This is a genomic window from Nostoc sp. FACHB-892 (assembly GCF_014698795.1).
Classification (GTDB): Bacteria; Cyanobacteriota; Cyanobacteriia; order Cyanobacteriales; family Nostocaceae; genus Nostoc.
This window is the reverse complement of sequence record NZ_JACJTR010000007.1, coordinates 281,814-301,397: the sequence shown is the minus strand read 5'-3', so window position 1 is coordinate 301,397 and position 19,584 is coordinate 281,814. Positions and strand designations below refer to the sequence as shown.

General features: G+C 42.6%; 11 protein-coding genes. 4 read left to right on the top strand and 7 right to left on the bottom strand.

The features are described 5' to 3' along the window. The first annotated feature begins 575 nt into the window (after nt 1–575). A complete protein-coding gene (locus H6G96_RS41300) occupies nt 576–719 on the top strand; it encodes a hypothetical protein (RefSeq protein ID WP_242063263.1) in 144 nt (47 codons plus the stop codon). Nucleotides 720–1,020: 301 nt separating this feature from the next. On the opposite strand, the gene rsgA is transcribed toward H6G96_RS41300, so the two are convergent. Further along, nucleotides 1,021–2,079, bottom strand: a complete 1,059-nt coding sequence (rsgA, locus tag H6G96_RS12710; protein WP_190911788.1) for a ribosome small subunit-dependent GTPase A — start codon at nt 2,077–2,079, stop codon at nt 1,021–1,023. A gap of 433 nt (nt 2,080–2,512) precedes the next feature. Between rsgA and H6G96_RS12705 the strand changes: the two genes are divergently transcribed. Continuing rightward, nucleotides 2,513–2,668 carry a hypothetical protein gene (locus H6G96_RS12705; protein WP_190911812.1) on the top strand — a complete coding sequence of 52 codons (156 nt, stop codon included), beginning with the start codon at nt 2,513–2,515 and terminating at the stop codon, nt 2,666–2,668. Between the two features lie 118 nt (nt 2,669–2,786). Here H6G96_RS12705 and H6G96_RS12700 read toward each other — a convergent pair whose 3' ends face one another. After that, nucleotides 2,787–3,368 (bottom strand): TIGR00730 family Rossman fold protein, encoded by a 582-nt coding sequence (locus H6G96_RS12700; protein ID WP_190911787.1) that lies wholly within the window; start codon nt 3,366–3,368, stop codon nt 2,787–2,789. A gap of 260 nt (nt 3,369–3,628) precedes the next feature. After that, nucleotides 3,629–4,312: a TIM barrel protein gene (locus H6G96_RS12695; RefSeq protein WP_190911786.1), complete on the bottom strand. Its 684-nt coding sequence runs from the start codon at nt 4,310–4,312 to the stop codon at nt 3,629–3,631. A 760-nt stretch (nt 4,313–5,072) separates the two neighbouring features. On the opposite strand from H6G96_RS12695, the gene H6G96_RS12690 reads away from it, so the two are divergent. Further along, nucleotides 5,073–6,299, top strand: coding sequence for a sorbosone dehydrogenase family protein (locus tag H6G96_RS12690; RefSeq protein WP_190911785.1), 1,227 nt, complete (start codon nt 5,073–5,075; stop codon nt 6,297–6,299). Nucleotides 6,300–6,474: 175 nt separating this feature from the next. Here the strand turns inward: H6G96_RS12690 and H6G96_RS12685 are convergent, their stop codons facing one another. Beyond that, on the bottom strand, nt 6,475–6,714 hold the full coding sequence (locus tag H6G96_RS12685; RefSeq protein WP_190911784.1) for a hypothetical protein: 240 nt from the start codon (nt 6,712–6,714) through the stop codon (nt 6,475–6,477). 350 nt (nt 6,715–7,064) lie between these two features. On the opposite strand from H6G96_RS12685, the gene H6G96_RS12680 reads away from it, so the two are divergent. Beyond that, on the top strand, nt 7,065–8,054 hold the full coding sequence (locus H6G96_RS12680) for a helix-turn-helix domain-containing protein (protein WP_190911783.1): 990 nt from the start codon (nt 7,065–7,067) through the stop codon (nt 8,052–8,054). A gap of 921 nt (nt 8,055–8,975) precedes the next feature. Here the strand turns inward: H6G96_RS12680 and H6G96_RS42350 are convergent. The 3 genes from H6G96_RS42350 to H6G96_RS12665 form a co-directional block, all read right to left on the bottom strand. Beyond that, the gene (locus H6G96_RS42350; RefSeq protein ID WP_190911782.1) at nt 8,976–11,930 is read right to left on the bottom strand and encodes an FG-GAP repeat protein; all 2,955 of its coding nucleotides are present in this window, start codon (nt 11,928–11,930) and stop codon (nt 8,976–8,978) included. Nucleotides 11,931–12,680: 750 nt separating this feature from the next. Further along, on the bottom strand, nt 12,681–16,421 hold the full coding sequence (locus H6G96_RS12670) for a type II toxin-antitoxin system ParD family antitoxin (RefSeq protein ID WP_190911781.1): 3,741 nt from the start codon (nt 16,419–16,421) through the stop codon (nt 12,681–12,683). A 307-nt stretch (nt 16,422–16,728) separates the two neighbouring features. After that, nucleotides 16,729–18,951, bottom strand: coding sequence for an FdhF/YdeP family oxidoreductase (locus H6G96_RS12665; protein WP_190911780.1), 2,223 nt, complete (start codon nt 18,949–18,951; stop codon nt 16,729–16,731). Nucleotides 18,952–19,584: the final 633 nt, after the last annotated feature.

The window sequence follows — 19,584 nt, the reverse complement described above, 5'->3', positions numbered from 1 at the left end:
CTAAATTTTATCAATAATTTCTGTAACTCCTGCGGTTCTCGCGTTAATCAATTAACCACTGCATTAATAAGTAAGTTATCGATGTGAACATAAAACTACCAAATAACATCGTCCATGTTATCGTTATAGTTATGAAACTTATCCATTTATTATGATAATAGAATCGTAGCGTCTGCCAAATAATAAGTGTGAGATTTGTAGAAAGAAAAAACGCGACTACATTAGCTAGCAATAACCAATGGTCTTCAGTTACGCCTTGCATCCAAGGTATTAATGAACCTCCATTTGCGCTATCAGGGAGAAAAGTCGGATCTCTTAACGGTGAAACTTGATAAGCAAAAAGACTAGTAGCTATCGTTAAAAACAGCAAAAATATTAAACTGAAAATATAAAAGTGCCGAATCCGTTGAAGGCAACGATCGCATTGAGCAATCTTAGGCATACTACCAGTTATACACCCTACTTTTTCCTCAGTTGATTTTATGGAGGGCGATCGCATTGTCTGACCCTCAATTCTCTTACCTATGGAGCAATCGCTATATTTATGCAAGATGTAATTCATCGTACCCGATCAAATGGGAATCCTGGCTATAGTAGCATTTCCCATCGTCATGAATATCTTGAACTTTCTTAAATCTAAACCAGCCCAACCGACCATTGATAACTATGGTCAAACCAGTAGCGGTCTTGAGCAGCAGATTCAGTCAATCATAGAATGATTGTTCGCAAGTTTGCTGAATGCAAAGTATTTTAGAAAGTCGCATATTATTTGGTACAACAGTGATAAACCAAACCCCAGTTTAGAGCAGGTAATTAAGAAAGCCATGCACTCCTGTGAGCCAGTTTTCTTGTACCGTTGTGGTGGTAGGTGTCGCCGCTACCTACTGAATATTACTGGCGGATGATGGATGAACACCCTTCAATGCGGATTTATTAATTGGAAGCTAGGGGTGAGGATTGATTAAAAGGACGGGTGATATCCCCGTCCCATAAGAAAATCAGTTAATTATCTCAACGTCATCAACGCTTGTGATAATTTCGCATAGCTTTATGGATTTTCTTGGAGCGTTCTTTCTCATCTAATTGCGCCCGTTGGTCTTGTTTGCGAACAAGATAGTTAAGTTCTTTTTGCAATTTTTGGTAGCTGAGGAATCTGAAAAAATCAAGTTCTCCCTCAAGTAATGCTTGTTGCACTGCACAACCAGGTTCATTGTTGTGTTGGCAATTACGAAAACGGCATTCTGCGGCTAAAGTCTCAATGTCTGCAAAAGTTTCTTGCAAGCTTTCACCATCTGCCCAAATTTGAATTTCTCGCATTCCTGGGGTATCGATAATTAAGCCGCCTGTCGGCAGTAATATCAATTCTCGATTTGTAGTCGTGTGACGACCTTGGTCATCACCTCGACGCACTGGTTGCACAGCTTGTACTGATGCACCTTTAAGTTGGTTGGTGATAGTAGATTTACCCACACCAGAAGACCCCAACAAAGCAACTGTTTGTCCTGGCTGGAGGTATGATTTCAAGACATCTAGCCCTTGAGCAGTGGTGGCACTCAATACTAAAATTGGTACTCCTTGGGCAACAGCTTCAACTTTTGAGACATTATCTTCTAAAGAATTGCACAGGTCGGCTTTATTTAAAACGATGACTGGATTTGCACCACTATTGTTTGCCAAAATCAGATAGCGTTCAATTCTTCTGAGATTAAAGTCGCCATCAAGTCCACAAACCAAGAACACGGTGTCAATGTTAGCTGCAACAATTTGCTCTTCAGTTTTACTACCAGCGATTTTTCGTGAAAACTTGCTTTTTCTGGGCAAAATTCCGTGAATGCTAGCGCGTCCTTGTTCTCGCGCCTGAATGATAACCCAATCCCCAACAGCAGGAAAATCTTGCCCAAGAATCGCTTGATGTCGCAGTTTTCCTGTAACTTCTGCTGTTAGTTCCCCCTGCTGGCTATAAACGATGTAAGTATTTCTGTATTCAATAGCAACCCTAGCAACGCTAAAACCTTGTTGGCTATAAGGTGCAAAACTGCGAGTAAAAAAGTCACTCCAGCCTAAAAAATCCAAATTCATTGATGTTTCCTCTATGTGTGCTGCTTTTCTAACGGACAAGGCGCACAGAGGCAGACACTTTTCTAGATGAATTTCTTAGTGTCTGTAAATTCGAGTATCATTCCTGTAAATGGAGGATTTAACGAAAATCTCTGCGCCTTGAGTTGGTTGAGTTTTTGAAGGCAACCCGGACAGCTAATAATTGAGTCATCATTCTTCCTTCCTTACGTATTACAACAATAATCTATATTACTACATTATCTCATTTCGGCAGAACTAGCATCAAATACTGTGATGGCTTGATAGTACCTCAGTAGATTGTTAGGCAATATATCAGGGGAAACGCATCTAAGTGTATTGACAAAGTGCTATCGATATGGTATTAAAATAAACTTATTGATGCCTGGAAATTACCATCAGGAAGCTGCTTGAGCCTGGTTTTTCCTCTATCTTTATGGAGTGGCCGAATTGTGCGATGGGCTTACGCCCCGCCATAGGTGATCGCAGACTGTACCGTTCGATGCATTCAACCTTGAAGAATATTGCAAGGACAGGTTTGGCTTTGAGCGTCGTCATCCTTACAGATCAATTGAAGCTGCTAGAGTTGTAGATAATTTGCTCAAAATGTGTACAACTTGGGCACAAAATGAAATTAAACCTGTTGCGATCGCTGTTTTTAAGGTATTGAAAAGCGCGATTAACAGGTTAATGTGTTGATAATGAGTAGACTATTGTTGCTCCCGGTCAATCCACTTATGTACGTTGGGAATTTCAAATTGACTCAACTTTTCAATTAATTCCGCAGGAGTTTCCCCTATTAAAACAATACTTCTGTGTTGGGAGCGAATAAACTGCTCTTTTGTTGCGTGGTTAAGGAAAGAAATCAATCTGTTATAAAACCCGTCAATGTTTAACAGTCCACAAGCTTTGCGATGAAAACCAAGTTGAGTCCAGGTGACAACTTCACAAAATTCTTCTAATGTTCCTAGCCCACCTGGTAGGGCAATAAAGGCATCAGCCAGCGAAGCCATAAGCGATTTACGCTCGTGCATTGATCCTACAACTCGAAGGTCGCTTAAACCAGTGTGTGCAATCTCTTTATCAACTAAGGCTCGTGGCATTACACCAATAACTTTTCCACCAGCAGCTAGCACGGAATCAGCTACAGCACCCATTAGTCCGACATTTCCTCCGCCATAAATAAGGGTAAGTCCGCGCTCTGCCATCTGGACACCTAGATTTTGTGCTGCCTCAAGATAGCTATTGCGATTACCAAAATTAGAGCCGCAGTAGACACAAATACTTTTCATCAATTTATTCTTTTGAGTCAACTGTTTCAAGCAGTCTAGCAGAAACGGTACATTGATTTTAAATATTAAAACCTAAATTAAATCAAGGTATTTATGTACATATAACTTTTCACCTAAAAGCGATCGCTTCAGAATTCCCAATGCTGTTTCAGTTCCTGTAAACTCACAAGGGTAATTGCAACTCAAATGTTTCTATTTAATTTCTCTAGGGAGTGGAAACATTTTTGGATAATCTGGTCAAATTCTTTCCAGGAAATAGCCTAACGATGCTCTATACAAATCACATCGGGCGGGGACTTGGCTTTTATCCAGCTTGTGAGCGGTATGGTCAAGGTTGGTGGAGTTGAGTTCATGCCTTTGAGTTGCAGTTCTTCGACTGGATACTGCCAAAGGGAGAAAAACAAATTGAGATTAAAGCCACTATCGAGCAGATGTCCAGTATCTAGCAAAATAGAAAACACTTTTGGTTGATTTAAGCATCTGATGAGAGACACAATCTCATCAGGATGTGTTAATGCCCCAGCACGTTTGGTACTCAAGGGTTCAATCATGATGCGAACCCCTAATTTTGCTGCTCGTTGAGCCAAGTTGGAGAAGAATTCCACCGCTCGTTCTAATGGATTATCTACTAGGTCATGCCCAAAGCCGCAGACTGTCACAATTCTAGGGGCATTCAGTTGAGCGGCTACCTCCAAGGTATGTTCTACATGAATTTTGGCTTGATGACGATGTTCTGCATTCCGATGAAGCGGATGAAAATCGTGCATTTGATATGCCTGCACAGCAGTAATTGGGATCTGGGCGCATTTATACACGTCTATCTGTATATCCCCCAAATTAGCAATCTCTAAACCGATGCCCCAACGCCGGATGGCTGCAAATTTCTCCGCCTGAGTTCCATCTGGTAGAGACATTTCCACATAAGCGAGCGTGGGTTGGTTCATTCTCTACTAATAAACATCAGATACCAGTCGATTCTAGAATTTTTCTGGATACTGCTCAATAAAGCATAATATACAAATTTTTTTGTTCAAATACTTTTCCGCTTTTCCCAGCCGTCACCCAACTTTTGCTAGGAAAAGCAGACTACTAATCATAATCTAAGTAATCTAAGCTATATACCAAGGAGATCAGGTATTTGATGACTGCACCTATAGAAATTGGCAAAAGAGCGATCGCTTTAGACTTGTCCGTAAATTTATAATCCAGTCTGTACAAGGGTTTTAAACGCTGCTTATCTGTCTTAAACCAATGTAGGAATAGGGCTTTGACATAGTTAATGATAGTTTAAAAGCAAAAAATAGTATTTTCAAATTTTGTGTTTCAACAAAATTTATTATGCTGTATAGTCCGCAAAAGCTAGATAGGGCAGATATCAAGATTAATAAAGCTAAAATTCTCTATTTTATCTTTATGCAAATTTAATTTTCGGACTGGTCTTTTTAAAGGTTTAATTGCTGAAAAGCTACGTAGCACTCAACAAAAATATTAGTATTTGATTATTGCGCCTAAATTCTCCCAGTTTCATCAGTTGGATGCCTCTATTAATAGATATATTTCTGAAGCCAGAATGAGTTAGTGATTGTACTCCATTAGTCAGATGCAATAGCCTGAGTAACAGTGTAGTTTAACCCGTATAAGTACCTTACTCTTCAGCTAAAAAGAGCAGTCCTGAGTGCAAACCAATACTTACAGGCTTTACAAATGAAATTAATCACGAAACCAAAATCTCTTTTGATGGGATGTGCTTTAGCATTGGGACTTGCTGTTCCTGCAAGCTCTCAGCAACCCCAGCCATTAAGAATCGAGCGTGTAGAAGGTTACTTAGCGACTCCAGAAAGGTTAAAATTCAATGAATCTCTACTGAATAAGTTACAGCTACCTCCTGGGTTTGAAATTAGCATATTTGCTCAAGATTTAGGTAATCCCCGCAACTTAGCAGTTGCTCCTAATGGTACAGTCTACGTAACTCGGCGTGAGCAAGGTGATGTTATAGCTTTAACAGACACAAACAAAGATGGACGCGCTAACCAAAAACGTACTGTTGCATCAGGGCTAAAATTTGTTAACGACATCACCATCAACCAAAATCGCCTGTATTTTGTTACTGATACACATTTATATGCTACCAATTTATTATCCAATGGTAGGGAAGGTAACATCCAGACCTTAATTAGAAATCTACCTGATGCTGGACAACATCCGAATCGCACTATTGGCTTTGGCCCTGATGGATTGCTTTATCTTTCTATAGGTAGCACTTGTAACGCTTGTGACGAGCCAAATGACGAACACGCCACCCTATTGCAAGTTCAACCTGATGGTAGCAAGCGGACTATCTACGCCAAAGGATTACGAAATACTATCGGTTTTGCTTGGCATCCCCAAACTAAGGAACTTTGGGGAATGGATCACGGTTCAGACTGGCGAGGTAACACTACACCACCAGAAGAACTAAACTTAATTAAACAGGGTGCAAATTATGGTTGGCCATTCTGTTGGGGCGCTCGCCGCCCTGATGTCTACCTGCAAGCCAACCCAACAGGCACAACCAAGGAAGAATATTGCAAAAAAACCGAAGAACCTGTAAGTACTTATACAGCTCATAGTGCCCCTTTGGACTTAGTTTTTTATACTGCTTCCCAATTTCCCGTTCAGTATCGTAATTCTGCTTTCATCACCATGCGTGGTTCTTGGAACCGCAATCCACCCGTTGGGTATAAAGTTGTGCGTTTGCGTTTTGAGAATGGCAAACCCGTGCAGTTTGAAGATTTTGTTACAGGTTTCTTAAGAGCAGACGGAAAAACACAGTTTGGTAGACCAGTCGGTTTAGCTACAGCACTAGATGGTTCTCTGTTATTTACTGACGATACTAATGGCGTAATTTATCGTATATCCTATGTAGGGCAAAAACCCCCATCTGGTAAGTGATTTCAGTAACCCTACTTGGACGTAAAAATTCCCGCATCTGTTGTGAGTTAATTTGTGTTTTTTCGCGCTCATTTCGGCTGGTGCAAAAGTGCCGCGCTCTACGCGAACTGAGGGAATTCCGTCGCTCATCTGACCTAAAAATTTGTGTAAAGCCAAAACCTAACAAATCTACTGCCTATGTTTCATTTTGAGTACCAAGTAATGGCAACAGAAGGCGGAACTCTAGCATGGAACTATCGAAGCCTTGTAGCAGAAGAATTGGTATGCCTTTACTACCTTTGTGAATGTAAGTTGTGAGGATTGGGTGTTGGCTCAGGGAGGTTGTAAGGGCAATTCTCTGAATACTTTGGACAAAAGCGATCACTTTTGAGTTTGTTAGTTGATTAACTTGTGATGGTAGAAAATTAGGAAACATTACTATTGACTCCAAACTAATTTTCTACAACTATTCTAGTGGATTAAATAGTTGCAATTGACTATCACTCCTGCCAAGCTAATTGCAAATAAAGAACTAGCAATACTATACGGCGTTGAAGCACTTCTACAATTTACCCTTGGTACGCATCCTAAGTTTTCCTCAATCAGACACTAGTATTATTTTAGCAATTATCACTACGGTAATTACTGCCTTGGTTCAGTGTTGATAATCAATTAAAAAAGTTAAATTATACAATTAACATCCGGAAAACAAAGATGAAGTTAGGAAAAATAGTGAAGATATGATTGTAACTTCCTTTGATTGAGTTCATATAAAAGGCTTTCACAATGGTTACTACTCCTGTATACTTTTTGCAAATTCTGGACAATCCGAATATTGAAATTTCTCAAGATGAGTTGCGATCGCTTTTAGGAGAAATAGAAGTACAACTGCATCGTAGCCGAGTTTATCGACGTGCTTTAGCGATTGTGCAGAAGTTAATAGGGGAAAAAACAGATCAGGCTCAAGATTTATTAAAAGCCGTAGGTAGAGAAGCGATCGGGTTAGCATTTCGACAATTTGCCCAACAATCTCAAAAAGTTGAAACGGCTACAGATACCAAGCAAGCTACAGAAACAGTCAATTCTTCACCAGAGATACAGCAGGAGCATTGCACTTTCCGGGAAGAACCTTCTAAAAGTACAGCAGAAAATTCACTGTGGAAAAAACCACTACAATTGCTCAATCATCAGAGAATTTCTCAAGCAGAACTTGTTGAACAAGCTGAACTTGCAGTCCAACAACGCATGGTGTGCCTACGTCAAATCGGGCAACAACTCCAAAAAACCCGTCAATCTAAAGGGCTTTCTTTGGATCACATTCAGCTTTCCACTCATATCCGAACGGAGCTGATAGAGGCATTAGAAAACGGCAACTGGAAAGAATTATCAGATGATATTTTTGTACGTGGATTTATCCGACGTTATGGAGATGCTTTAGGACTTAATGGTGTTGCTTTAGCTGCCTCTTTGCCATTCCTAGCAGCTATACCAGTAAGGAGGCCTTTTTTGGATCAATCTAAAAAAGGAATAGGATTGGAAATTCGTCCGACGCATTTATATGTAGGTTATACAGCTCTTCTTGCTGGTGCAATGGGAGGATTAGCTTTCATGTCCCAGCAACAAGCAAATACCAATACATCAATTGAGCAAGATAACTCTTCTTCTGTTTTACAATCGTTAAAACAACAATCCCCTTCTGTTAAACCAGGGATTAAATCTACTAACACTAGTGTGGCTGTCGGATCTGATATTTCCCCACCAGAAGGATTGTATTAACGAACTGCACTTGCTTGATAACGGCTCTGGTATGGACGATGCCGCCAATTTTAACCGTTAAGCGGTATCTTCTGAATGTTTACAATGCCGTACAATACAACGTATTGATGCCGACAAATAATGTGTTAACGACGAAAAATATCGTATTAAGCGACATTTGCGGTTTGAAGTGTTTATGTTTGCAGTTCGCTAGAATTACTGTATTCGTGCAAAAGTCAAATGCATAGCTTTATGGCAGACCCTAATTTACCCCAGGGTTTACTGGCTGCACTGCTCCAAAAACATATATGGCTTCCTGAACAAGGACTAGCTTATGCTTTGCAAAGCTAGAACCTACAAATTAAAGCAAGTTTACTTACAAAGATAATCGATTATTTACCACAAAACCTAAAAGAAGAAGCTTAAAATCGCGGATGCCGTCTGTAATACGTTGGCTGATGCCGACCTCTAAAATTTGTAATGCCAATTTCAAGATTATTCGTTTTTTGCGTCAAGCACGAAAATTGAGGTTAATAGTATTATGTGACGGTATTTACTTAGAATGAATAAATCGTTAACCGTACAGCAACAGTCAATTTTTTTTAACGAGCTGTCATCTCTACGAGAGGCTTCCGCCAACGCGCAGCGTCTTGTTAGAGAAGGACGCATAAGACGCAAAGAGAAGAAAGAAATGCTTAACTCAACTGTATTGAATTTTGGTTAAGTTAAGAAATTTAAATGTAGTAGGGTGCGTTGTCGCATAGCGCAACGCACCATCAACCATTCAAGGTGCTCTCGCCTACGGCATAACACACCCTACTTCCTACTGAATATCAGGGTTTGCGTGAAATGGTATTAAACTTTAGTGTTTCAAGCTTGGAGTTTGATGTTCCGAAGTCAGACTTTACTGTTTAAAACTCAAAGTTTGTTGTTCCAAGCAAACTACGCTTGGATAATAAAATCAGATGCCTTGAGAATTGGCGCACCAGTTAGAGTCACAAATAGATCACCGCTGCCGAAACCAGCCGTGCTGCCATTTTCGTTGTAGAACAATTGCCCACTCACAGGATCGTAGACAATTTTTGCCGTGCTAGTCCCCGCAGAAGAAGTAATTTCAAAATCACTCTCGTTACTAAAACCTATTCCCGGATCAGAAGTAATTGTATTAAAGGTAGACTTATCCAGTACAATTTTGTCACTTTGTGAAGTGACTGCAAAAAATACACCATAGAATCCATTAATACTATCTAGACCAACATCAGTGCTGTTAAAAGCAGTACTGGTGTTGTAAAGGAATCTGTCAACACCCTCACCACCTGTTAGTACGTCATTGCCAGCACCGCCAACCAAAGTATCATCGCCAGCACCACCGATAAGGGTATCATTACCAGTTCCACCCCGCAGCAAATCATTGCCACTATTGCCGTAGATGATGTCATCACCTCCCTGACCATTAATCACATCGCCGGAGTCCTTAAAACCCGTAATGTTATTGTTAAGGTCATTCAGGAATGTAACGGTGTTTGGGTTAAATAAGTCAGTTTGAGTGGAGTTGGCATCGAAGACATCAAAACTGTCAACGATGCCCCTCTGGTTATCAAACAGGATATTACCAATAGCTGGGTTGGTATCAGATGCTGGTAAATTATTCAAGTTTTCCAACAGGAAGTTTTCTAGAATGATTTGGGTATTGCTTGTATTTTCAAAAGTAAGTTCTAGATTGTTGCCATTTTGATCTAATTGTAGATTTTTAGCAGTCAATCCTAATCTAGTAAAATCCAAGGTATCAACTTCAGCAATTACCGCCGTTGATGGATTTGAATCAATATCTACGCTCCCTACGCCGCCAAAGTCGGTTATGGTGTCGATGCCATCGCCTCTTGAGAAGATGAATTTGTCTCGACCACCATTACCAGTGAGCTTGTCGTTACCAGCTTTGCCCTCGATGATGTTGTTGTTGGGTGTGCCAATGAGGATATCTGCACTACTTGTGCCCGTGATCAATTTCTGGACAAAACCCAAAGTGGTGGTTGCCACTGCACTGGTGTTATTCAAATCTTGCCCATCATCGACGACAAACTCAATTGTGGTGTTAACAGTGGTAGCTGTACTGTTGTAGGTAACGCTGCTAAGGACTTGTCGATAATTGGCAATGGTATCTGTGCCACTAAGGGTGAGAGTGCCTATGGTGGGGTTGTAGGTAGCGGTGATGTTGCCGATGGTAGTGGCATTGAGACTTTCGGCTGCGCCATTCAACAGATTGGTAATGGTGATGGTGGCACCAGCTAGGGTAGTGTCGTTGTCGCCCAAGGTGAAGTTGTTATCGATGATCGAGACGGGAGTGCCGCTAAAGGTTGTGCTAAAATCAATACCCTGTGAGTTGCCGTTGAGGTCGATAACGGGGGCGCGGTTGCCAAACACCACATAGGTTTGCCCTGAGCTGATGTCATTGGGGTCGGCAAAGGGTGTCCCGATAATCAGGTCGTCAATACCGTCGCCATTGATATCTCCGGCACTGCCAAGAGAGTAGCCTGAACGGTCATCTGAATTGATACCGTTGATGGCAAAGCCATTTGTGCCGTTGAGGTTGAAGAGGTTGAGTTGGGCACCAAAACCCTCTTTGCTGCCAAACACCACGTAGCTTTGCCCTGAATTGTCGCCGTTGGGGTCGGCAAAGGGTGCCGCGATAATCAGGTCATCAATGCCGTCGCCGTTGATGTCTCCAGCACTGCTGACAAAACTGCTGAAGAAGCCGTCACCTTTATTGAAGCCGTTGATGACGAAGCCGTTAGTGCCGTTGAGGGTGGAGAGGTTGAATTGGGCACCAAAACTTTCCTTGCTGCCAAACACCACGTAGCTTTGCCCTGAATTATCGCCGTTGGCATCGGCAAAGGGTGCCCCAATAATCAGGTCGTCAATACCGTCGCCGTTGATGTCTCCGGCACTGCTAACAGAGTTGCCTGATTGGTCATCTGGATTGAAGCCGTTGATGACGAAGCCGTTAGTGCCGTTGAGGCTGGAAAGGTCGAATTGGGCACCGAAACCTCCCTTGCTGCCAAACACCACGTAACTTTGCCCTGAATTGTCGCCGTTGGGACCGGCAAAGGGTGCCCCGATAATCAGGTCGTCAACACCATCGCCGTTGATGTCTCCGGCACTGCTAACAGAGTTACCTAATGAGTCATCTTCATTGATGCCGTTGATGGTGAAACCCGACGTGCCGTTGAGGGTGGAGAGGTCAAATTGGGCACCAAAACTTTCTTTGCTGCCAAACACCACGTAACTTTGCCCTGAAGAGGTGCCGTTAGGGTCGGCAAAGGGTGCCCCGATAATCAGGTCGTCAACACCATCGCCGTTGATGTCTCCGGCACTGCTAACAGAGTTGCCTAAGGAGTCATCTTCATTGATGCCGTTGATGGTGAAACCCGACGTGCCGTTGAGGCTGGAAAGGTTGAATTGGGCAGCAAAACTTTCCTTACTACCAAACACCACGTAGCTTTGCCCTGAAGTGATGCCGTTGATAGAGCCACCATTTGCCCCGATAATCAGGTCGTCTAAACCGTCGCCGTTGATGTCTCCGGCACTGCTAATAGAGTTGCCTGAGAAGTCATTTGGATTGATGCCGTTGATCGCAAAGCCCGACGTGCCGTTGAGGCTGGAGAGGTAGAATTGAGCAGCAAAACTTTCTTTACTACCAAACACCACGTAGGTTTGCCCTGAATTGTCGCCCTTGGGGTCGGCACCATCTGCCCCGATAATCAGGTCGTCTAAACCGTCGCCGTTGATGTCTCCAGCACTGCTAATAGAGTTTCCTGAACGGTCATCTGGATTGATGCCGTTGATCGCAAAGCCCGACGTGCCGTTGAGGTTAGATAAGCTGAAAACTGAATTTGCCATGAGTTCGTCCTTTTGTTTTGAAAACTAAAATTTTGATGTTTGGAACTCAAAGTTTGGTGTTTGGAACTCGAAGTTTCCTATCCTGAAATCGGAATTTGGTGTTCCAAACCTGGCAGATATCTGCACCTGCTGTTTTGCTGTTGGATTATCTAATTGGTGTAACTGTTGCACTTTCAGTTAAGTAAATGCATCCTCATGTTCAGCTACAAGGATAGTATATTTATACAGTACCTATGTACTAAATCTGACTCAAATTCTGTCCAGGGTATTAAATCGGCCATAATTACCCAACGATTATCTGATGATAACTTTCACTTCATAGGAAGCTCAAAACTTTCTGCTGGAGTTGGAGTTGATTCTTCTTATCGGTACATAGTTAATAATGATACACTATGTTGCAGCGAACCACTGTGATGCAAGGATTTTGGGGTATTTTACCTTCAAGTCTTGCACCTGAATATACTTCTTTGGTCTGAGAATCTAGAGACTGTAACCTTTTCTTTTTTTTCAGCAAGCCCTACTTAGTCAAAAGCGAGCGGAGCGCGGCAATCCCAAACCTTTGCGATCGCTTCTCAACTCTTGGAGAGGCTGCGCCAACAGGAACGACAGGGGCGAACGCAATGACATATTATAAGTGATTTGCCGAACATGATATCATTTATGATTACTGTATCTGTGCAAAAATCGCAAAAGCCTCTTTCCCCCAGCCCCCAGCAAGAACTGCGCTCTAAATGATATTAGGGGTTAAGTCTACTGAAAGCGACCTGACAAACTTGCCACCATGACTACTAACTCATCTGGATCAAATGGCTTGGATAAATACATTTGAAAGCCTGTCAGCAGCGCCCGTCTTCGGTCTTCTTCCTTGGCATAAGCACTTAAAGCGATCGCAGGCATTCTTCCCCCTTTTTCTACTGGCAATGCTCTAATTTGACGAATGAGACTGTAGCCATCCTCCTCTGGCATTCCCAGATCCGAAATCAGTATATGTGGGATTCTCTGCTCTAAAGCTGACCATGCTTGAGCTACTGATGCTGCCTCACTCACCAAAGCACCATGTTGCTGCAAGATAAAACTAACAAGGTCGCGCCCATCAACTTCGTCATCAACCACTAATACTTGCAACCCATTAAGTAAAACTTGACTATGCTCATTTATCGCCATTGATTCTGCACCTACTGAGGTACTTGAGCTACTCATCAAGGGTAACTGCACGCAAAAAGTTGCTCCTTGCCCTACCCCTGGGCTGTGCGCCTGTACGCTTCCACCATGCATTTCTACTAAATGCCGGACAATTGCTAGCCCTAACCCTAGTCCCCCATAGGTTCGGGTTGTACTTGCGTCTGCCTGACGGAAGCGATCAAAGAGATAGGGCAAGAAGTCGGCCCTGATACCAATACCTGTATCTTTAATCTGGAGAAGTGCATCAGTACCTAATGATTGTAGGCAAATTTCCACTTGTCCCCTAGAAGGTGTAAACTTTATTGCATTAGTTAGTAAATTCCATACAACTTGCTGTAAGCGGCTAGCATCCCCAAAAACAGAACTAGCGCTCTGGTCAAGCATAGATTTGATAATAATATCTTTAGCCTCAGCTTGTGGTCTTACAGTTTCCACAGCTTCAGTAATCACTGTGATTAAAGAAACTGGACGCTTTTCTAGATGCAGTTGTCCTCGGATAATACGCGATACATCTAGCAAATCGTCTACCAATTTTGCTTGAGTTTTAGCGTTGCGCTCAATAGTTGCTAGCGCATGAGCAGTTGCAGATGAGTCTAATTTCCCTTGGTTAAGCATCTTAACCCAGCCAAGCATTCCATTGAGCGGTGTGCGAATCTCATGGGAAAGTACTTGCAGAAATTCATCTTTGAGCCGATTGGCTGCCTCCGCCTCAACTCGCGCTGCCTGCTCTCGAATTCGTTCGGCTTGTTGAGCTAAAGCATCTTTACGCAGTCGTGACAACTCTAAGTTTGTTCGTACCCGCGCCAGCAGTTCTCGCGCCGAGAAAGGTTTTATCAGGTAATCGTCTGCACCCATCTCTAAGCCTTCAACACGAGATTCTTCACCCGCACGGGCAGACAGCAGAATAATAGGCACTTCACAAGTTGATGATTCAGAGCGCAATTCGCGCAACAATTCCAAACCGTCGATTTCTGGCATCATAATGTCGCTAAGGACTAAATCCGGTATTTCCCTGCGGACTGCTGCTAAGGCAGCTACTCCATCTGTCACTGCCTCTACTTCGTAATATGGCTGGAGTAAGTGCTTCAGATAATCACGCATATCTGCGTTGTCATCAGCTAGCAAAATACGAGCAGAACTGGGCAGAGGGGTAGAGGGGCTAGGAAGCAGAGGAGAGGAACTGCTGTAAGTTCTCCCCTGCTTCCCTCCTCCCCTGCTCCCTTGCTCCCCCTCCGCTTGGGGTAGCCAACGCCACGCTTCCTCAACAAAAGCAGCCCTTACTGAAGCAGTGTTCAGTAAATCATGCCCAGATGCAATGCGTTCAGTGGGCAGATGAGCAGTACCAGTAGGAAGTGAAACAATGAAAGAACTTCCCTGATTTACTTTACTAGTGGCACGAATTGAACCACCATGAAGTCGAATCAGATCCTGCACTAGCGATAATCCAATTCCAGAGCCTTCATAAGTGCGTCCCTGTGACCCCTGTACACGGTAAAAACGCTCGAACAAATGGGGCAATTCTGCTGCTGGAATTCCTGTACCTGTATCCTGGACTTCCAGTTCCACATATTCCGTGTACCAACGCAAGATTACACTGATTTGTCCAATAAACGTGAATTTGAAAGCATTACTAAGCAAATTCAAAACAATCTTTTCCCACATATCGCGGTCTACATACACCGCTTCTGGTAAAGGTGGGCAATCTACTATTAGACGTAAACCGGCGCGTTCGATAGCTGAACGAAAGACACTGGCCAGTTCAGTTGTAAATACAGCAAGGTCAACAGGTTCATAAACTGCTTGAATCCGATTTGCTTCGATGCGCGAAAAGTCTAATAGTGTGTTGACCAACTTGAGCAAACGCAGACTGTTTCGGTGAACTAATTGTAATTGTTCGCGTTCTTCACTTGTTAATCTCCCGTTTTGGTTGTTTAGCACATCTTCTAATGGCCCAAGCATCAAAGTCAGAGGTGTACGAAATTCATGAGAGACATTATTGAAAAAAGCTGTTTTAGTTCGGTCTAGTTCGGCTAATGCTTGGGCTTTTTTGCGTTCTTCTTCGTATGCTTGAGCATTGCGAAGTGAAACCGAAACTTGCCCTGCTAAAAGCTCATAAAACGATTTATAGCTTTCATCCAAGCCACGATTGGGGCTGATCCCAGCAATGAGTACCCCAAGCGGTGCTATGACATTTGATGACGGAATCGGTAACGCTATTGCTTCATAGACAATTTCATTCCAAGGCCCGCCCACAATAGTTATATGGCGATCAAGACCTTCAATCAAAGCTGTATGTCCTACCATTACCTCTGTAAGCGGCCATATACCTGTAAATTCTTCTAAAACCACTCTCAAAGGTGCAATAGATTCATTTATGTTTGCTCCAACGCTGCCACATAATCGGACTGACTTGCCATCTGACTCGCTTAGATAGATCAGAGCAAACGGTACATCAAGAGGATATTCTGCAATTGTGGACAGAATATCCTTACAGGTAATGTCTACACTTCGTGTATCACCAGAACGTGCCGCTAAATCACGTTGCAAGCGCAAGCGCCGCTCTCCGAGTACCTGCTGCGTCACTTCGCTACATACGCAAAGCATACCTTTAATTGCACCTTCGTCATCTTCAACAGCACTGTAAGACAGACTGAAGTGGGCTTCCTCGTTATAATCTGCCCGGTTTACCACCATCATTTGGTCTTCTACCCAGTTCGGGACACCCGTTGTCATCACTTCAACAATCATCGGCCCAATTACATCCCAGGATTCCGATTGCGTTTCTTGGATAGAGCGACCTAGCGCTAAAGGATGTTTTGCCCCAATTAAGCTAGTATATGCATCATTATAAATTTGAACTAAATCCTGCCCCCAAAGTAAAATCATTGGATACCGTGACCCTAGCAGGGTACGTATCGTTGCTCTCAAGCTTTGTGGCCATTTTTCTACACTGCCAACAGATGTACTTGCCCAATCGAAATTACGTATACGTTCGCTCATTTCACCAGAGCCAGAAAACATATTTAAGGGCTTATCGTTAGCAGTGCTTTTGACTGTTGCACTTTCTTGTAAATTACCTTGCTTTTTAGAGTTTAAGCTTGATACCTGCTGTTGAAGTAGTCGCAGGGCTTGGCGAACGACCTCGCTTGCTGATTTATACTTTCCGGAGTTGACAAGCGAGGTAATAAATTCATTGAAATCAGGAGTTAGTGATACATTAAGCGTTGTGCGTTGGCGATCCACCTCGCTTTCTCCTACTTGTGGCAAAAATTGATAATAATCTTTTAATGATATTATCCCATAAATCATCAGTCTGTTAAGAAGTTAAACACTGATCTAGGATTTTCTGCTATTTAGTAATAAGTAAAACTACTCACTGGAGAAATTAACCAGTGATAGTTTTCCAATTCAATTTAGGTTTTTTAAGGAGAAATCTTACGACTATAATATCAGGTTCGCTTGATTGCTTATTAAACCCGAAAAACCCCACCCCGCTTGTGGGAAGGGGTTCTTTGATTATGGATATATGGGAAATTTGGCGCACATGATATAACAGCTGATTACGGTATCTCTTTCGTAGTTAATTAGTCCTCTCACACTTGAAATGAGACTTTATTCAGATTTTTTTCAACCGCACGATCGCATTATAATCAGGAACTCCTTCAAGCGATCGCTTACTTTTATCTAATAGCACATTCCCTTCTGGCCAATGTACTTGCAAGTTTCCTGACTGAATTGGCGCAATGTAGACTTGACACAACAACTCGCCTAAATCATTCTTAAGAAGGACGCGATCGCTATCTTTTAAACCCAACTGTGCTGCATCAGCAGCATTCATTAGCACCGCCTCTCGCATTGCCCCAGTAATTGCATCCTTGCGTTCTTGCACCATACTATTAAATTGTTTGCCTCGGCGCGTTGCTAATAAAAAATAACCCTCTGGTAATTCTCTTTGGCGTGGCAATAATACACCAAAATGTGCTTTACCATCTGCTGTAGGGAAATTCCAACCAAAGCACAAATGTGAGCCGCCATATTGAAACTGATCTCCAGCCTGCTGTAAGTGTTGAATACCAGCATATTGCGGCACAACTTGAGCAATTTCTTGACGGATGGCAGCTGTGTCAGCAAAAGTCAGCTTATCTGCCAAATCTGGTTTTACCCGCCTTGCCAATTCTAGAAACACTTCCCACTCAGGACGTGCTTCTTTGATACGTGGCCCCGGAATCTCTGGACTGAAAATTACCCGGCGTTCGGTATTAGTTTCTGTGACTCCCCCTGGTATTTCGTAGCGAGTTGTCGCAGGTAAAAGCACCACAGTATCAGCAGGTTCCACCAACATCTGGCTAGAGAGAACAATATCTATATGTACCCGCAGGGGTATTTTCTTCAGCGCCGCTTCCACATAATCTGGTTCTGGCAGTACTTCTAAAAAATTCCCGCCCACAGAAACCAACACATCTAATTTCCCTTGATGTGCGGCGTTAATCATTTCTGGAGCAATTAAACCTTTACTTACTGGCACATCAAAGCCCCAATGTTGACTCAATTGGGCAGCATTTTCTGAGGTAATCGGTTTACCACCGGGAAAAACTGTCGCGTAACATCCCATTTCTGCGCCACCCTGCACCCCAGAGTGGCCGCGAATTGGCATTAAACCGCAGCCTTCCCGACCGACAAAACCTTTGGTAAGAGCTAAATTGATAATACTTCGCACATTATCTTCACCGCATTCATGCTGGGTAATGCCCATACTCCAAACAAATACAGCTTTATTCGCTTCTTTGACCATTTTGGCAAAGGCATACATTGACTCGCGGGATGTTCCAGAAAGTCGCTCTAATTCTTCCCAAGATTGATTTTCTAACGATGCTTTGAGTTGGGCAAAGCCATCTGTGTATAAATCTATAAATGACTGGTCTACCCAATTGTTAGCAATTATATGTTTAATAGTGCCATTCAAAAATGCTATATCCCCGCCCATGTTGATTAAGAAAAAGTCTTCGGCAAACTTTGTACCGAAAACGGCACTTTCCACAATTGAAGGAACCCAGTAGCGCTCCATTCCTGGTTCGCGGTAAGTATTAATAACTACAATCTTTGTGCCAGCTTTTTTAGCATAATGGAGATACTTAACGGTAACAGGCTGATTATTAGCAACATTGGAACCAATGAAGACTAATAAATCGGTTCCAATCCAGTCTTTATAAGAACAGGTAGTAGCCCCAGCACCAAGAGCAGCTTTCAGTCCTGCTGTACTAGGAGAATGGCAGATGCGGGCAGCGTTATCAACATTATTGCTTCCCATTGCCCGCACAGCTTTTTGGGTAGCATAATAAGTTTCGTTGACAGTACCGCGACTGGTAATATAAAAACTGAGGCGGTCTGGTGTTGTGGAGCGGATGCGATCGCTAATTACCCCTAAAGCTTCATCCCAGCTAACACGACGAAAGCCTTTTTCCCCTCGTTGACGCATCATCGGATAAGGCAACCGTCCCAAGTCTCGTAATTGGGCACTTTTTTGTTTTTGTAACTGCGAAACATCCTCCAATAGCACAGGGTCAAAAGCTGGCATAGTATTCATTCGCAACAGCCGTAATCGAACATTGCAGAGATGGATGCCATCTAAAGTCCAATCCTTCATCCCGGTTGTTCCGAGAGCGCAACCATCACAGACACCTTTATCGAGAATATTCCATGCATAAGGTAGTTTGTCACGAGACAGCCAAATTGCCCGAAATACCTCCCAATAGTTGTTGGGGTACTGTTCGCCAATCCCGAAAGGCTTCCAACTTGCCCAGTTTGAGGGTGTCCAGTGCTTTTTGGGTTTAGGTAACATGATGCAGTGCGTGTGAGTTGCTGGATTATTTAAGGCTACCGTTTTAAGTAGCATTTAAGTAGCAGGCAGTTAAAAATCTAGACAAAGGAAATGAAAACTTAGAAAATAAGTTTCTTGTCTCTTAACGACAACTTGAACATCTATAAGTAATGCTTAAGCTGTTATTATTATAGCTTAAGCATTACTTATAGAGCTTGGAACGTTATTAACTACAGCTTCAGCATTGATAAGTACTGTTTAAACTGTAGTAACAACGACTTAAGCATTAGTTATAACACCTTAAGCATTGATAATTACTGTTTAAGCCGTAGTAACAACAACTTAAGCGTTACTTATCATACTTGAAACGTTATTAACTACAGAAGAAGCTGTAGTTAATACTGAAGAAGTTGTAGTTAATAGAGCTTTAATTTTTTGAGTTACAGCACTTAGTCTAGTAACAACTTATGAGCCGATCCTAACGATAGATAGTTACTTGTGAAATCGCCATAGTGCAACTTCATTGTCACCGTATACGGCAACGGCAGTTGTGCAGCGTCGATATTGCCAAGGCTTGTCGTACTCACTAAACCTCCACTGTTTGCTAAAACCTTTTTAAGGAGGCAGGAAGGCAAAGGCAGTTCTTGCTGGAGG

What these genes read in the sequence shown, in the direction of transcription:
- H6G96_RS41300 (WP_242063263.1), top strand. Translation starts at nt 576, where the DNA reads ATGGGAATCCTGGCTATAGTAGCATTTCCCATCGTCATGAATATCTTG.
- rsgA (WP_190911788.1), bottom strand. Translation starts at nt 2,079, where the DNA reads ATGAATTTGGATTTTTTAGGCTGGAGTGACTTTTTTACTCGCAGTTTT.
- H6G96_RS12705 (WP_190911812.1), top strand. Translation starts at nt 2,513, where the DNA reads ATGGAGTGGCCGAATTGTGCGATGGGCTTACGCCCCGCCATAGGTGAT.
- H6G96_RS12700 (WP_190911787.1), bottom strand. Translation starts at nt 3,368, where the DNA reads ATGAAAAGTATTTGTGTCTACTGCGGCTCTAATTTTGGTAATCGCAAT.
- H6G96_RS12695 (WP_190911786.1), bottom strand. Translation starts at nt 4,312, where the DNA reads ATGAACCAACCCACGCTCGCTTATGTGGAAATGTCTCTACCAGATGGA.
- H6G96_RS12690 (WP_190911785.1), top strand. Translation starts at nt 5,073, where the DNA reads ATGAAATTAATCACGAAACCAAAATCTCTTTTGATGGGATGTGCTTTA.
- H6G96_RS12685 (WP_190911784.1), bottom strand. Translation starts at nt 6,714, where the DNA reads ATGTTTCCTAATTTTCTACCATCACAAGTTAATCAACTAACAAACTCA.
- H6G96_RS12680 (WP_190911783.1), top strand. Translation starts at nt 7,065, where the DNA reads ATGGTTACTACTCCTGTATACTTTTTGCAAATTCTGGACAATCCGAAT.
- H6G96_RS42350 (WP_190911782.1), bottom strand. Translation starts at nt 11,930, where the DNA reads ATGGCAAATTCAGTTTTCAGCTTATCTAACCTCAACGGCACGTCGGGC.
- H6G96_RS12670 (WP_190911781.1), bottom strand. Translation starts at nt 16,421, where the DNA reads ATGATTTATGGGATAATATCATTAAAAGATTATTATCAATTTTTGCCA.
- H6G96_RS12665 (WP_190911780.1), bottom strand. Translation starts at nt 18,951, where the DNA reads ATGTTACCTAAACCCAAAAAGCACTGGACACCCTCAAACTGGGCAAGT.